General features: G+C 60.5%; 12 protein-coding genes. 8 read left to right on the forward strand and 4 right to left on the reverse strand.

Features of this window, described 5'->3' with window-relative positions; translation table 11 throughout:
• Positions 1-183: 183 nt before the first annotated feature.
• Positions 184-1203, forward strand: coding sequence for an alpha/beta fold hydrolase (locus ACI77D_RS27895; RefSeq protein ID WP_407017939.1), 1020 nt, complete (start codon positions 184-186; stop codon positions 1201-1203).
• A gap of 55 nt (positions 1204-1258) precedes the next feature.
• Positions 1259-1912: a DsbA family oxidoreductase gene (locus ACI77D_RS27900; protein WP_064450911.1), complete on the forward strand. Its 654-nt coding sequence runs from the start codon at positions 1259-1261 to the stop codon at positions 1910-1912.
• 1276 nt (positions 1913-3188) lie between these two features.
• Here ACI77D_RS27900 and ACI77D_RS27905 read toward each other — a convergent pair.
• Positions 3189-3959 (reverse strand): MipA/OmpV family protein, encoded by a 771-nt coding sequence (locus tag ACI77D_RS27905; RefSeq protein WP_064450912.1) that lies wholly within the window; start codon positions 3957-3959, stop codon positions 3189-3191.
• 238 nt (positions 3960-4197) lie between these two features.
• Between ACI77D_RS27905 and ACI77D_RS27910 the strand changes: the two genes are divergently transcribed.
• From ACI77D_RS27910 to ACI77D_RS27935, 6 genes are read left to right on the forward strand one after another with little or no spacing between them, the layout of a single operon-like run.
• Positions 4198-4899, forward strand: a complete 702-nt coding sequence (locus tag ACI77D_RS27910) for an MtnX-like HAD-IB family phosphatase (protein WP_064450913.1) — start codon at positions 4198-4200, stop codon at positions 4897-4899.
• Positions 4892-6286 (forward strand): aspartate aminotransferase family protein, encoded by a 1395-nt coding sequence (locus ACI77D_RS27915; protein ID WP_083359925.1) that lies wholly within the window; start codon positions 4892-4894, stop codon positions 6284-6286. The genes ACI77D_RS27910 and ACI77D_RS27915 overlap by 8 nt, the downstream gene beginning before the upstream one ends.
• Positions 6283-7149: a carboxylesterase gene (locus ACI77D_RS27920; protein WP_064450915.1), complete on the forward strand. Its 867-nt coding sequence runs from the start codon at positions 6283-6285 to the stop codon at positions 7147-7149. Before ACI77D_RS27915 ends, ACI77D_RS27920 begins: the two co-directional genes overlap by 4 nt.
• 15 nt (positions 7150-7164) lie before the next feature.
• Entirely contained in the window at positions 7165-8289 is a 1125-nt protein-coding gene (locus ACI77D_RS27925; protein WP_262667127.1) for a GNAT family N-acetyltransferase, read from the forward strand.
• Complete coding sequence (locus ACI77D_RS27930; protein WP_064450917.1) at positions 8289-10067, forward strand: HAMP domain-containing sensor histidine kinase; 1779 nt, start codon at positions 8289-8291, stop codon at positions 10065-10067. The genes ACI77D_RS27925 and ACI77D_RS27930 overlap by 1 nt, the downstream gene beginning before the upstream one ends.
• Positions 10057-11454: a sigma-54 dependent transcriptional regulator gene (locus tag ACI77D_RS27935; protein ID WP_064450918.1), complete on the forward strand. Its 1398-nt coding sequence runs from the start codon at positions 10057-10059 to the stop codon at positions 11452-11454. Before ACI77D_RS27930 ends, ACI77D_RS27935 begins: the two co-directional genes overlap by 11 nt.
• Positions 11455-11587: 133 nt before the next feature.
• Here the strand turns inward: ACI77D_RS27935 and ACI77D_RS27940 are convergent, their stop codons facing one another.
• Genes ACI77D_RS27940 through ACI77D_RS27950 form a run of 3 tightly spaced genes read right to left on the reverse strand, consistent with a single transcriptional unit; the run spans position 11588 to position 15184 of the window.
• Entirely contained in the window at positions 11588-11926 is a 339-nt protein-coding gene (locus tag ACI77D_RS27940) for a GlpM family protein (RefSeq protein ID WP_221294044.1), read from the reverse strand.
• Positions 11927-11936: 10 nt separating this feature from the next.
• A complete protein-coding gene (locus tag ACI77D_RS27945; RefSeq protein ID WP_064450920.1) occupies positions 11937-13286 on the reverse strand; it encodes a sigma-54 dependent transcriptional regulator in 1350 nt (449 codons plus the stop codon).
• The gene (locus ACI77D_RS27950; protein ID WP_407017940.1) at positions 13283-15184 is read right to left on the reverse strand and encodes an ATP-binding protein; all 1902 of its coding nucleotides are present in this window, start codon (positions 15182-15184) and stop codon (positions 13283-13285) included. The genes ACI77D_RS27945 and ACI77D_RS27950 overlap by 4 nt, the downstream gene beginning before the upstream one ends.
• Positions 15185-15232 lie beyond the last annotated feature (48 nt).

Genomic DNA, 15232 nt, shown 5'->3' on the forward strand with positions numbered 1-15232 from the left:
TGAAAATAATTTGTGATGGGTAGGACTGCCGTGAGTTTGTCTCATGTTGCAATGCCTGTCGATAAGGCATCGACCACGACCGCTGGGCACTCTTCATCAAACTGTCACAGAACTGTGGCAGCGCGCTTGAGCAAACTTCATCAGACTCGCGCTCTACTGGGGTTCTGCGTTTCGGTGTTTTTCATGCGCGTGTTGCTTTTACTGGCCGCTCTATTGTTCGGCCTGCCGTCTTTTGCGGCTTCTCGATGTGATGTCAATGTCCCGACGCAAACCGTCGATCTGGCTCAGGTGAGCATTGCCTACCAGAGCATCGGCCGTGCGTCCGACCCTGCGTTGCTGCTGGTGATGGGCCTGGGCGGGCAGTTGATCCACTGGCCGGATGAAGTCGTCGTGGCCCTGTGCGAACAAGGTTTCCGGGTCATCCGCTACGACAACCGTGATGTGGGCTTGTCCACTTGGCGCCAAGCCCCGGCCAGTGCCAACCTGACCTTTGAAGTGCTGCGCTACAAGCTCGGGCTGCCGGTGGCGGCGCCGTACACGCTGACCGACATGGCCGACGACGCACTGGGCTTGATGGATGCTTTGCAGATCCGCCAATTCCATGTGCTGGGCGCGAGCATGGGCGGCATGATCGCCCAGCACCTGGCGGCCATGGCGCCGCAACGGGTCGAGAGCCTGACGTTGATCATGACCAGCTCCGGTGCCGAAGGCTTGCCGGCGCCGAATGCGGCGCTGGTGCAGTTGTTGTCCCGGCGCAGTGCGCCCAATCGTGAGGTGGCGCTTGAGCAACAGGCCGATCTGCTGGCGGCATTGGGCAGCCCGTATGTGAAAGACGATCGCCAGGCGCTGCTGCACCAGGCGGCGCTGTCCTACGACCGGGCTTTCAACCCGGACGGCGTCAAGCGCCAGATCATGGCGATCCTCGCCGAGCCTAGCCGTGTGCCATTGCTCAACCAACTGCGTGTGCCGACGCTGGTCGTGCACGGCACGGCCGATCCGTTACTGCCGGTGATGCACGGCGTGCACCTGGCCGCGCATATTCAGGGCAGCCAATTGAAGCTGATTCCCGGCATGGCCCATCGTTTCCAGGAGGCTTTCAAGGCACCGCTGCTGACGGCGGTGCTGCCGTACCTGCAAGCCCATCGCGAGGATGCTGCGCACTGGGCGCAGATTGACCTGGGCCAGCCTTCGAAGGTGTTGTGAAGTTGGTGTATCGTGCACCCTTTACGGCGCGCTAATGCCAACGAGGTTGCCTACCATGAGTACTCCCCTGAAAATCGATTTCGTCAGCGACGTGTCTTGCCCCTGGTGCATCATCGGCCTGCGTGGCCTGACGGAAGCCCTCGACCAGCTTGGCAGCGAAGTGCAGGCCGAGATCCATTTCCAGCCGTTCGAACTGAACCCGAATATGCCCGCCATCGGGCAGAACATCGTCGAGCACATCACTGAAAAATACGGCTCCAGCGCCGAAGAGTCCCAGGCCAACCGTGCGCGTATTCGCGACATGGGCGCGGCGTTGGGGTTTGCCTTTCGTACCGACGGCCAGAGCCGCATCTACAACACGTTCGATGCTCATCGGCTGCTGCATTGGGCCGGGCTTGAAGGCCTGCAATACAACCTCAAGGAAGCGCTGTTCAAGGCCTATTTCAGCGATGGTCAGGACCCGTCCGACCACGCGACGCTGGCGATCATCGCCGAAAGCGTCGGCCTGGACATCAAGCGTGCGGCGCAGATTCTCGCCTGCGATGAATACGCCGCCGAAGTTCGTGAACAGGAACAGCTGTGGATCTCCCGGGGCGTGACTTCGGTGCCGACCATCGTGTTCAACGACCAGTACGCGGTCAGCGGTGGTCAGCCGGCGGAAGCCTTTGTCGGTGCGATTCGCCAGATCATCAGCGAAGCGAAGGGCTGAACCGTGGGGTAGGGTGCTTGCTCCCTGGCCTATGGAGATCCAAAGGTGGGGCTTGCTCGCGAATGCGGTGTGTCAGTTAATACATCCCTGGCTGAACGACCGCCATCGCGGGCAAGCCCGGCTCCCACATTTGAACGGTGGCGGGCGCAGAATTCTGGTCAGACACAGATCCGTGTGGGAGCTGGCTTGCCTGCGATGGCTGTGTGTCAGTCAGCTTATCTGCTGCGGGTACACCACTATTGCGGGCAAGCCCGGCTCCCACATTTGAACGGTGGCGGGCGCAGAATTCTGGTCAGACACAGATATGTGTGGGAGCTGGCTTGCCTGCGATGGCGGTGGGTCAGTCAGCTTATCTGCTGCGGGTACACCACTATCGCGGGCGAGCCCGGCTCCCACATTTGAACGGTGGCGGGCGCAGAGTTCTGGTCAGACACAGATCAGTGTGGGAGCTGGCTTGCCTGCGATGGCGGTGGGCCAGTCAGCTTATCTGCTGCTGATACACCACTATCGCGGGCAAGCCCGGCTCCCACATTTGAACGGTGGCAGACGCAGAATTCTGGTCAGACACAGATCAGTGTGGGAGCTCGCTTGCCTGCGATGGCAGTGGGTCAGTCAGCTTATCTGCCGCGGGTACACCACTATCGCGGGCAAGCCCGGCTCCCACATTTGAACGGTGGCGGGCGCAGAATTCTGGTCAGACACAGATCAGTGTGGGAGCTGGCTTGCCTGCGATGGCGGTGAGTCAGTCAGCTTATCCGCTGCTGATACACCGTTATCGCGGGCAAGCCCAGCTCCCACATTTGAACTGCGGCGGGCGCAGAATTCTGGTCAGGTACAGATAAGTGTGGGAGCTGGCTTGCCTGCGATGGCGGTGAGTCAGTCAGCTTATCTGCTGCTGATACACCGTTATCGCGGGCAAGCCCGGCTCCCACATTTGAACTGCGGCGGGCGCAGAGTTCTGGTCAGACATAGATAAGTGTGGGAGCTGGCTTGCCTGCGATGGCGGTGGGTCAGTCAGCTTATCCGCTGCGGGTACACCACTATCGCGGGCAAGCCCGGCTCCCACATTTGAACGGTGGCGGGCGCAGAGTTCTGGTCAGACACAGATAAGTGTGGGAGCTGGCTTGCCTGCGATGGCGGTGTGTCAGTCAGCTTATCCGCTGCTGATACACCACCATCGCGGGCAAGCCCGGCTCCCACATTTAAACTGAGTTTGGCGTCTGAGATCGGGCTGCCTTGATTGTGATGTGGCTCTTGGGGAGCAGCCTGTTGCCCGTCAGTCAAACTTGTAGCTGATCGCGGTCTGCACCTGGCCCTGGTTCACGTTGCCGGTTTCCTTGACGATGGTGCTGTTGGCGGCCGAGCCGACCAGGTGCGTCCAGCTGGCGCTGGTCAACAGCGACCAATGGGCGGCCAGGGGGAATTCGAAGCTCTGGGTCAGCGTCAGGTTCTGGAAACCGGCGCTGGCGTTATAGGCACGAATGCCTGAGGCCGCGGACTCCTTGTCACTTACGCCGAAAAAGGTCTGGGTCTGGCGGGCATCGGCAAAGTGCGCCATCAGGCCCGTGCTGCCGATGATGCCGCCACCCAGCGGGTAACCCAGCTCGCCACCGACCTTGCCCAACACACCACTTTGATCACGCCCGCCGCCTACGGCCTGGCCCACTTGCGCGTACACGCGCCAGAACTCGGCCGGGGCGTATTGGATGAAGCCACCGACTTCAGCCATATCCGACACATCGCGCAAGCCGCGCAGTGAGCCGTTGGCCGTACGGCCAGGCAAGTAATTGATGTAGGGGCCGGCGGTGATGCCGTTGGTATTGAGCGCGCTCCAGGTCAAGCCGTCGTCGGTGCCGAGGCTGACACTGCCCCAGTCCAGGTCGAAATAGGGAATCGCCTGGGTTTCGTAGCGGCTGCCGGTGGGGTCGTGGGGTTGATAACTGATGCCTGCACCGACTTCACCGGTAATGCCGTCCGCCAATACCGTGCTGGACACACTCCACAGCCCGAGCAAACCGGCGAATACAGCAGAAGTAACCTTGTACATGGAGCGTTTCCTTATCTGAACTTGCGCGCATTCACGCGCGAAGGGCATCCCTGGCGCAAGCACTCATCTTGTTTGTAGCAAGCTACAAAAATTGTAGCTTGCTCGACACATATAACCATAGACCTCAACCAAAACCCCAGCCCTGCTGGGCTTTAATCAGTTGGCACAGTCCCTGCTATAGCCCTGTTGCAAGCGCATAGAGCGCTCTCTTCAAGCCCTCCAACTTCAAGGACAGGCAATGATCCAGTGGCATATCGTGTGCGACTTCGACGGGACCATCACCCCTACCGACGTCATCGACAACGTCCTCCAGCGCTTCGCCGGCCCTGAGTGGGAAACCATCGAACAGGAATGGCTGGATGGGCACATCGGTTCCCGCGAATGCCTGAGCCGCCAACTGGCGTTGATCAAGGCCACACCGGCTGAACTGTTAGCGTATTTCGACAGCGTCGAGATCGACCCGGACTTCCCGGATTTCGTCGATCACGTCATGGGCCTGGGCGCGACCATCGAAGTGGTCAGCGACGGCATCGAACAAGGCATCGCGCGCATTCTGTCGCGTAACTACGTGACCTTGCTGCCGATCCTCGCCAACCGTCTGCGCCAGGTCGACCAGAACAGCTGGCGCATCGACTTCCCGTACTCCAGCGACGCCTGCCGTGCTGCGTCCGGCAACTGCAAGTGCAAATCCACCCCGCGCAACAAGCGCGTGCTGGTGATTGGCGATGGCAAGTCCGACATGTGCGTGGCCTCTACCGCCGACTTCGTCTTCGCCAAAGGCAGCCTCGCCAAATATTGCGAAGCCAACAACATTCCCCATGCGCGCTTCGACACCTTCGCCGAACTGCCCGCATTGCTGGCCAAGCTGCCTCAGGGCATCGCGGCCAACGCCACCACCTTTACTGCTGCTGACAATCAGGAACTCTTCCACCATGTCTGATATCCGTATCGCCACCGCCGAAGACCAGATTCTTCTGGATAAAGAAGCCAAGTACTGCTCCTACGGCGACACTGTTCACTACATCGAGCCACCGCGTATTTTCAGCCGTTGCGAAGGCTCCTACGTGTGGGACACCGAAGACCAGGCTTACCTCGACCTGCAAATGTGGTACTCGGCCGTTAACTTCGGCTACGCCAACCCACGCCTGAACAACGCGTTGAAGCAGCAGATCGACACCCTGCCGCAAATCGCCAGCCAGTACCTGCACAAAGGCAAGATCGAGCTGTCGGAAATGATCGCGGTCGATGCCAAGAAGAAATTCGGCCTCGACGGTCGTGTGCACTTCAACGTCGGTGGTTCGCAATCCATCGAAGACTCGTTGAAAGTGGTGCGTAACGCGTCCAACGGCAAGAGCCTGATGTTCGCCTTTGAAGGCGGTTACCACGGCCGTACCCTCGGTGCCTCGTCGATTACCTCCAGCTTCCGCTACCGTCGCCGTTACGGCCACTTTGGCGAACGTGCCAACTTCATCCCGTTCCCGTACCACTTCCGTGGCCCGAAAGGCATGACGAAAGAAGAATACGGCAGCCATTGCGTGCAGCAGTTCGCCCGTCTGTTCGAGACTGAATACAACGGCGTCTGGGACCCGAAAACCAACCAGTGCGAATACGCAGCCTTCTACGTCGAGCCGATCCAGGGCACCGGCGGCTACGTGATTCCGCCGATGAACTTCTACCGCGAACTCAAGCACGTGCTGGATCAGCACGGCATCCTGATGGTGTCCGACGAAATCCAGATGGGCTTCTACCGTACCGGCAAGCTGTGGTCGATCGAGCACTTCGACGTGCAGCCGGACGTGATCGTCTTCGGTAAGGCGCTGACCAACGGCCTGAACCCGCTGGGCGGCATTTGGGCGCGTGAAGAGTTGATCAACCCGAAGATCTTCCCACCAGGTTCGACCCACTCCACCTTCGCCTCCAACCCACTGGGTACGGCGGTAGGCCTGGAAATGTTCAAGATGACCAGCGAAGTCGATTACGGCGCGATGGTCATGGCCAAGGGCAAATACTTCCTGGAAGGCCTGCAAGACCTGCAGAAACGTTTCCCGATCATCGGCGACGTCGATGGGCTGGGCCTGGCCCTGCGCTGCGAAATCTGCGGCCCGGATGGTTTCACGCCGGACAAGGCGACCCTGGACTACATGGTCGAAGAAGGCATGAAGGGCGACATGGTTGTGGATGGCCAGAAACTCGGCTTGATCCTCGACGTGGGCGGCTACTACAAAAACGTGATTACCCTGGCACCGTCCCTGGAAATCAGCTACCCGGAAATCGACCTGGGCCTGAAGCTGCTTGAGCAACTGCTGGTTCGGGCGACCAAACGGTGAATGTCTCCGGGATCGATCTCGGTGAAGGTGATGCCGGCTTCGTTCTCGGTGAAGGTCCGGTCGGGATCCTGTTGATCCACGGCCTGACCGGCACCCCGACGGAATTGCGTCAAGTCGCCAAAGGGTTGGCCAAGGCGGGTAACTGTACGGTGTACGTGCCCACCCTGGCCGGGCACTGCGGCGATAACAGTGACCTGCAGGCCACCGGCTGGCTGGACTGGTACGAAGGCGTGCGCAAGACCTTTGCACAGGTCAAGCAGCGCCACGAGCAGGTGTTTGTCGGTGGCTTGTCCATGGGCGCGGTGATGTCGATGTACGTGGCTGCCGAGCACCCGGGGCAAGTGGCCGGGCTGTTGATGTATTCCACGACCTTGAAGTACGACGGCTGGAGTATTAACAAGCTGGCGTTCCTGACGCCGTTGCTGATGAAGATTCCATTCGGCGTGCACATCTGCCGCTTCGAAGAGAAGCCACCTTATGGCATCAAAAACGAGCGCCTGCGGGCAATTGTCGAGCGCCAGATGAAGGAAGGGGAAAGCAGCGAGGCCGGTTTGCTGACCATGGAAGGCATCACGGTGCGCGAGTTGCACCGGATGAATGCTGTGGTGAAGAAACGCATGCCTGAGGTCAAGGTGCCGGCACTGGTGTTGCACTCCATCGAGGACGATATCACCAGCCGCTGGAACGCCGATTACGTGGAGCGCCACCTAGGCGGGCCCGTCACCAAGATCCTGCTGGACAACTGCTACCACATGATTACCGTCGACCTGCAATACCGCCGAGTGATCGAGTTGAGCGCCGAGTTTGTCGAGCAACACGCCGCTACTACCCAGGTGTCCGAAGACTACCGACAGCGTGCATAAGCTTAAGGACAAGACGTGATCACCGCCCAAGCCTTCTCGACTATCCGGGCCATCCAGCGCAGTGCCTGGAACGACTGTTTTCCCGGAGCCCTGGAGGATTGGGACTTTTACGTCGCTGTGGAAAACGCCGCTATCGATGATTTCAAGTGGCGTTACCTGGCTGTTTACGACGATGAAACGCTGGTGGCGGTTGCCGCCGCGTTCATCACTTATTATCGCCTCGACACCACGGTGTCGGGTGCAGGCAAGCGCTTTACCGAGCGCCTGGAGAGACTGTGGCCGGGTGTTTTACGCCTGGAGTTGTATGCCATCGGCTCCCCGGTGGCCGAGCGTTGTGACGCGGGCATTGCCAGCCATGTTGACGAGGCGCAGCACCCGTTACTAATCAAGCACTTGCTGATGGCTGCGCGCCAGGACGCCAACGCGTTCGGAATTGGCCTGGTGGCGGTCAAGGACGTGCCGACCAACGACCCGTACTGGGCCGACAGTTGCCGCCTTGCAGGTTTTCAGAGCATGCCGAGTTTGCCCAGCGGGTTGTTGACGGTGCCTTACGGCTCAGTGGACGCCTACCTGGGCTCGCTGTGCAAGGCGACCCGCAAGGACTTGCGCCGCAAGCTGCGTGCGCCGGGCCCTCGGGTAGAGTGGCGGCACAACATTGATGATGTGTTACCTGAGGTGATGCGCTTGTACGAAGACACGCTCAGTCGCGCGGACTTGCAGTTCGAGCGCCTGCCGGCGAGTTACTTCACCGGCATCCTTGAACGGTTGGAAGGGCGTGCGGTCTGTGCTCTTTATTGGGTGGACGAGCGACTGGTGGCGTTCAACCTGATCCTGTTGGACCAGCACCGTTTGGTCGACAAGTTTTTCGGGCATGACCGTGAGTTCAGCCGTGAGTACAGCTTGTATTTCAGAAGTTGGCTGACCAATGTTGACTATTGTATCCAGCACAGTATTCCCGTTTACGAGTGCGGTCAGGAGGGGTACGCCAGTAAGCTGCGCCTGGGTTGCGAGTTCCGGGGCAACAGCATGTTCTTCCGCCACCGTAACCGGCTGGTCAATGGCCTGCTCAAACTCGTAAAAATGTATATAAGACCGGATCGATCCGACCCTGCCATGGCTGCTGCGATAAGCGAAACCTGATGATCACCAAGACCCGCCAAAAAGCCCGCCCCTTTGCCATTTCGCGCTGGAGCGTCCAGCGCAAGCTGGTGCTGGCGTTCTGGCTGGTCAGCGTCATTCCGACCATGATCGCTGCCGAATTGGCGGCGACCACGCTGTCGCAGATTTTCGACAGCAACGTGCGTATCTGGCTGCAAGAGTCGACCAAGATCGTCAAGGATGAAATCGGCGACATCCTTCATGACAACGCACGCATGGCCAAACTGTTCCTGCGCTACACCGCTCCGCCCTCGAACAGGCAAGCCGCCAAGCATGACCGGCTCACCGCCGATATCGCCGAGGCCACCGATATAGACGTGGTCTCGCTGATTCGCGTCAGTGACCACAAGATTGTGTTCAGCACGGCCCCTGACGATGTCGTCAAGCAGATCAACCTGACCAGCAACGCGGTGCTGCAAACCATCCAGGTGGCCGGCGTGACTACGGGCCTGGTGGTATCGACGTTCGAAACCACCCAAGAGGGCGTCGACTACGTGCTGTTGGTGGCGACTTACCTGGACAGCAGCTTCCTCACCAGCGTGGCCGATGTGCATTCCCTCGACCTGCGCCTGTACCTGGCCAACCCCTCGGGGTTTTCCGAGATATTCTCGACCCAGCGTTTCGAAAATCATCCTTCGCGCATCCCGAAGAATGTCGAAACGGCCATGCGCAGCACCAAACAGCCGAGTGAGCAGTTCACCAATAATTACAGCGGTCTGTATTGGCCGATCTTCAACGACGCCGGCGACTTGCAAGGCGTAATCTTCAGCGGCCTGCTGCGTCATACCAGCCTGGTCGGGCTGGTGAATCAGAGCAACTTGTTCGTGCTGATATTCCTGCTGAGTTCGGCGTTGTCCCTGGGCGCCGGCGTGTTGGTGTCACGGCGCCTGACCAAGCCTCTGCGGGACTTGTCCCAAGGCGTGGATGCGGTGATCTCGGGCCATTATGAGCATCGCGTATTGGTCAGCGGCGGCGATGAGCTGGCGCAGTTGAGCAGCACCTTCAACCACATGACCGAGCGCCTGGGCGAGCTGCACCACCTCGAAGCCCAGTTACGCCGCCGCGACCGGCTGCATGCTCTGGGCGAAGTCGCGATGGGCCTGGCCCATGAGATTCGCAACCCGTTGGGTATTATAAAGACCGCCACCCAGCTGCTGCACCGTCGCGCCGACCTGCCGGAAACAGACAAGCGCCACCTGGAATACGTGATCAGCGAAGTCAGCCGCATCAACGACCTGATCACCGAGTTTCTCGACTTCGCCAAACCCAACCCGCCCCTGCGTGTGTTGCAGGCGGCGCGTCCGGTGGTGGAAGAAATCCTTGGCTTCTGCAGCCCGGAACTCGCCACCCATAACATCGATGCGAAAATCGATGATCAGGCGCCCGGTGCAACCCTCTATGCTGATGCCAAGCAGCTCAAGCAGGCGTGCCTCAACCTGATTCTCAACGCCATCGATGCAATGCCCGAAGGCGGGCGCCTGACCCTGGGCATTCGCAGCGTCGACGGCAACACGGTGATCAGTATTGCTGACACCGGCCAGGGCATCCCGGCGGATATGATTGAGCGTATCTTCACGCCATTTGTCACCACCAAGGCGTCAGGCACAGGCTTGGGCCTGGCCAAAGTCTATTCGATCATGGAAAGTCACGACGGCAGCATTGAATGTGCCAGTGAGAAAGATGCCGGCGCCACCTTCAGCCTGTACATTCCGGCGCATGGTGAAGACGACGGCGATGATGAGGAAGGTCATGACGCATAACGTATTGGTAGTCGACGATGAGCCCAAGCTGTGTGATTTGCTATCGTCGGCCTTGAGTCAGAATGGCATTCAGGTATTCACCGCGAGTAATGGCCTGCACGCACTCAAAGTGCTGGACCAGGAAGACATTGACCTGGTGATCAGCGACTGGCGCATGCCGGGTATGGACGGGCCGGCGCTGTTGGCGGAGATAAAGGTGCGCTTCCCGGATTTGCCGGTGATCGTGATGACCGCCTACAGCACGGTGAAAAATGCGGTGCAGTCGATGCGCAATGGCGCCTATGACTATATCGCCAAGCCGTTCGACATCGACGAGCTGGACATCACCGTGGCCAAGGCCCTGCAGTTTCGCGACATCATGCGCGACAACGCGCGCCTGCGCGCCGAGCTTGACCATCATGCGCAGTTCGACAGCCTGGTGGGCGACAGCCCGGCGTTTCGCCAGGTGCTGCATGCCATCGACTCGGTACGTGACAGCAACGCAACCATCCTGCTGACCGGCGAAAGCGGCACCGGCAAGGAAATGGTTGCCCGTGCCATCCACAAACACGGCAGCCGAGCCGACAAACCGTTCGTGGCGGTCAACTGCGCGGCCATTCCGGAAGGCCTGCTCGAAAGCGAAATGTTCGGCCATCGCAAGGGCGCCTTTACCGGCGCCGTGGCGGATCGGGTCGGGCGTTTTATGCAGGCCGACAAGGGCACGCTGTTTTTGGACGAAGTGGGCGATATGCCCCTGGCGTTGCAGGCCAAGATTCTGCGCGCCTTGCAGGAACGGGTGATCGAGCCGGTGGGCGACCCGCGCGAGCGCAAGGTGGACGTGCGGGTGATCGCCGCGACTAACAAAAATTTGCTGGATGCGGTGGCCAATAAAGAGTTTCGTGAGGACCTGTATTACCGCCTCAACGTGTTCCCGATCCCACTGCCGGCCCTGCGCGAACGCGCCGAAGATATCGTGCCTCTGGCCCGGCACTTCGCCCAGACCCTCAGCGCGACCGCCGGTAAACGCATCACTGGCTTCAGCCCAGAGGCGTTGCAGGCCATGGCCGCTTACAACTGGCCGGGCAATATTCGCGAGCTGCAAAACTGTGTGGAGCGGGCGACCATCGTGGCGGCCAAACCGGTGATCGAAGACATCGACCTGCCGGCTTACCTGTTTGCCTCCAAGCCTGCCGAGGGTGGCGTGACGGCGATGCTCAGCGACGGACCGGGTGTGCCGCAGGATCTGGATGCGGCGCTGGCGGAGGTGGAGAAGGCCTATATTCTGGCGGCGTTGAATGAAAGCAACGGCGTGCAGGCAGCGGCGGCCTCAAAGATCGGGATTTCCGAGAGGAGCTTCTGGTATCGGTTGAAGAAGCTGGGGATTCATGTCGACAAGATTGTGCGCTGATCTCCCAGGCACACATCATTGCTCTAAATGTGGGAGCTGGCTTGTCTGCGATTACGGTGTATCAGTCATCAGGTCTGGTGCAGACATACCGCCATCGCAGGCAAGCCGGCTCCCACATGTTTAACCAGTTGGGTCAGGTGTGGAGGCGTACCCACACCGTCACCAACACCGTCGCCGCCATCAACCACGCCACCGCCGCCACGGCGAGTGAGGCCTCCAGGCGCATTCGGTCGACCATCACATACAACGTCGCCAAATACACAAAATACGGAATGATCGACCACATCCCGAACAGGATCGTGGTCTTCAAGTCGTCCACCGAACGACCTTTGCCGACGATGTAATGTGCAATCAACGCAAAGGTTGGAAACAGCGGCACCAGCCCCGCGATGTAATAGTTTTTGGTCTTGGCCAGCGCTGCCAGGATCAACACCACCGCCGCGCCCAGGGCGGCTTTCAAAAACAGATCCACACCGTGCTCCTTAGTGGCTCAAGCCATACTTCTTGACCTTGTCGAACAGGGTGGTCTTGGCCATCCCCAGTTCCTGGCTGGCCTGGGTCAGGTTGCCGCCGCTGCGTTGCAAGGCGTCGTTGAGCAAGTTGCGTTCGAAGGCTTCGACCGCCTCGGTAAAGGCCAGGCCATGGTTGCTGTTGCCGTTGCCGCTTTTCTTGAAGGCAGGCAAGCCCAAGGCGAAGCGTTCGGCGACGTTGCGCAGTTCACGCACGTTGCCTGGCCAGTCGTGGCTCATCAGGCTCGACACGGTCTGGTTATCCAGCTCCGGCACGCTGCGATCAAAGCGCAGCGACGACTGCTGCAGGAAGTGTTCGAACAATTGCAGGATGTCTTCCCGGCGTTCGCGCAGCGGCGGCAGCTCCAGGGTCACTACGTTGAGGCGATAGTAAAGGTCACTGCGGAACTGACTGGCCCGACTCAGCTCGTCGAGGTCGGACTTGGTTGCGGCGATCACCCGACAATCCACCGCCACGCTTTGGTTCGAACCCAGGCGTTCCAGGGTGCGTTCCTGCAACACCCGCAGCAATTTGATCTGCAGGTTGATCGGCATGCTTTCCACTTCATCGAGGAACAACGTGCCTTCGTGGGCGTGCTCGATCTTGCCGATGCGCCGTTTGCCGGCGCCGGTAAAGGCATTGGCTTCGTGGCCGAAAATCTCGCTTTCGAACAGGTTTTCCGGCAGGCCGCCGCAGTTCAAGGCGACGAACTGGTGGGAATGGCGCCGGCTGAAATCATGCAGGCAGCGTGCGACCAATTCTTTGCCGGTGCCGGTCTCGCCTTCGATCAGCACGTTGGCGGAGGTGTCGGCGACGTTGGCGATCAGTTCGCGCAGGGTCTGCATGGCCGGGGAGCGACCGATGATGCGACCTTCCAGGGAGTCGCGCTCAGCCAGTTGGCGGCGCAGCGACCACACCTCGCGCGCCAGCCCGCGTTGTTCCAGGGCGCGGCGGGCCACGTCGACCAGGCGCTCGGGCGAGAAGGGTTTCTCCATGAAGTCGTAGGCGCCATTGCGCATGGCGCCGACGGCCATCGAGATATCGCCGTGGCCGGTGATCAGTACCACCGGCAGGCTTTTGTCCAGGGCCTTGAGCCGGGTCAAAAGCTCCAGGCCGTCGATGCCCGGCAGGCGAATATCGCTGATGACGATACCGGCAAAGTTTTCGCCGATGCGCTTGAGGGCTTCTTCGGCACTGCCTACGCCCACACTGGGAATGTCCTCCAGCGCCAGGGCTTGCTGGCAGCCGAGCAGCACATGGGGGTCGTCTTCGACGATCAGAACGGTGAGGTCGTCTTTAGAGGCGGTAGCGTCTGTATTCATGTCGACTCAGCTTTTTGGGTGCCTGCCAGCGGCAGGCACAGGACAAAGGCCGTACCACCAGTGGCCGGGTGTTCCACGGCAAGGGTGCCGCCAGTGGCCGCCGCGAGGCTGGCGGAAAGCGTCAGGCCCAGCCCCAGGCCTTGTTCGCCGGGTTTGGTGGTGAAGAACGGTTCGAATAAGTGTTTACGTGTTTCGGGGTCGATGCCATGGCCATTGTCGCGCACATGCAAGCGGTACTTGCCGTCGGCGCTGTTGCCGTCCAGCCACAGTTCGGGCGTTGGCTGCGCTTGCATCGCATCGAGGGCATTACCGATCAGGTTGACCAGGATTTGTTCCAGGCGCGTCTGGTCGATCTGCAGTTGGGCGTTGCTGAAGTCGCGGTGCAGGGTCAACGGCAGGCCATCCAGGCGGGCGCCCAGCACCTGGAACGCGGCGTCCACCGCTTTGCCGAGGTTGGCCTCGCCCTGGTCATCACCGCGCCGGGCAAAGGAGCGCAGGCTGGCGGTGATGCGGCCCATGCGGTCGATCAGTTCGTTGATGGTCTTGAGGTTGGCGCTGGCGGTATCCAGAGCGCCACGCTCGAGGAACCGCACGGTGTTGCCCGACAGCGTGCGCAGCGCCGCCAGGGGCTGGTTCAACTCATGGGCAATGCTGGTCGACATCTGGCCGATGGCCGCGAGTTTACCGGCCTGCACCAGTTCATCCTGGGCGTGGCGCAGGGTTTCCTCGGCCTGGCGTCGTTCGCGAATCTGGCCCTTGAGCCGTTCGTTGCTGGCGCGCAGGTCAGCAGTGCGTTCGGCGATCCGACGTTCCAGCTGGCTGTTGGCTTCCTGCAAGGCTTCCCGCGCGGCGAGGCGGGTGGCGATAACCTTGCGGCGCTCGTTCCAGGCAATCAGCAAGAACGCGACCAGGCCAAACGCGACGGCCACCAGAATGCCCTGGTTGATCGCGGCCCGCCGCAGGTCGTTGAGCGGGGTCAGCAGGGTGAAATTCCACGGTGTATCACTCAGCGGACGGGTCTGGGCCAGGTAGCTGACTTCGTGCTCGTCGTTGACCACTTCGCTGTTGGCGGGGAAGGTCAGCTTCTCGGTGCCTTCGTTAAGGCGCTCGCGGGCCAGGGGCTCCAGCTCGTTCAGTGTCGCCCAGTAATATTGCAGGCTGTGGGCCAGGCGTTCTTTGGTGTCATCACTCAGCGGTCGCACGGCCTTGAGGCGGCGGGCCGGGTCGCTGGACAGGATGATGATGCCGTTCTCGTCGCTCACAAACGCTTCGAGGCGCGCGCGCTGCCAGCGTTCCTCCAGGGCTTCGAGGCGCACTTTGACCACCGCGACGCCGATGATCTTGCCGTGCTCTTCCAGGCCATGGGCCAGGTAGTAGCCGGGTTCGCCGTTCGTGCTGCCAATGCCATAGAAACGGCCGGGCTGGCCGCGAACGGCATTCTGGAAATAGGCACGGAAGGACAGGTCTTCACCTTGGTAGCTGTCGGCATCGCGCCAGTTACTGGTGGCCAATACGCGGCCGGTGGTGTCCATCACGTAGATGGCCCGACTGCGACTGCGTCGGTTCAGGCCTTCGAGGTAATCGTTGACGGTTTTGCGGGTTTCCTGGTTCGGGTCGGCCAGCAGCTTGGAGACGCTGGACTCCAACTCCAGAAGGCTGGGCAGGTAGGTGTATTTGCTCAGCTCGCTTTCGACGGTGCGGGCGTGCAGCTCCAACTGGCGTTCGCCGTTGTCGCTGAGGGTGCGGATGCCATAGTACTCACTGACCCAGAAGCCGATATAACCCAGGCCGATCATCAGGGCGATGATCAACGGCGGCAGGAACAGTTGGCGGATCAGGCGTGGTTTCACGGCAAGTGATGGCGGTGCGGCGCGAAATTGGTTGGGGTCGCATTTCATCACAGATGCCTTGGGTCAACCAGAGCTTGCCGGTCTGCTTGGTCCAGT

The organism is Pseudomonas sp. O39 (assembly GCF_045447295.1).
Taxonomy (GTDB): Bacteria; Pseudomonadota; Gammaproteobacteria; order Pseudomonadales; family Pseudomonadaceae; genus Aquipseudomonas; species Aquipseudomonas antarctica_A.

Coding starts and splice junctions, on each gene's coding strand:
- ACI77D_RS27915 (WP_083359925.1), top strand. CDS start 4,892: ATGTCTGATATCCGTATCGCCACCGCCGAAGACCAGATTCTTCTGGAT.
- ACI77D_RS27950 (WP_407017940.1), bottom strand. CDS start 15,184: ATGAAATGCGACCCCAACCAATTTCGCGCCGCACCGCCATCACTTGCC.
- ACI77D_RS27930 (WP_064450917.1), top strand. CDS start 8,289: ATGATCACCAAGACCCGCCAAAAAGCCCGCCCCTTTGCCATTTCGCGC.
- ACI77D_RS27895 (WP_407017939.1), top strand. CDS start 184: ATGCGCGTGTTGCTTTTACTGGCCGCTCTATTGTTCGGCCTGCCGTCT.
- ACI77D_RS27935 (WP_064450918.1), top strand. CDS start 10,057: ATGACGCATAACGTATTGGTAGTCGACGATGAGCCCAAGCTGTGTGAT.
- ACI77D_RS27945 (WP_064450920.1), bottom strand. CDS start 13,286: ATGAATACAGACGCTACCGCCTCTAAAGACGACCTCACCGTTCTGATC.
- ACI77D_RS27900 (WP_064450911.1), top strand. CDS start 1,259: ATGAGTACTCCCCTGAAAATCGATTTCGTCAGCGACGTGTCTTGCCCC.
- ACI77D_RS27905 (WP_064450912.1), bottom strand. CDS start 3,959: ATGTACAAGGTTACTTCTGCTGTATTCGCCGGTTTGCTCGGGCTGTGG.
- ACI77D_RS27910 (WP_064450913.1), top strand. CDS start 4,198: ATGATCCAGTGGCATATCGTGTGCGACTTCGACGGGACCATCACCCCT.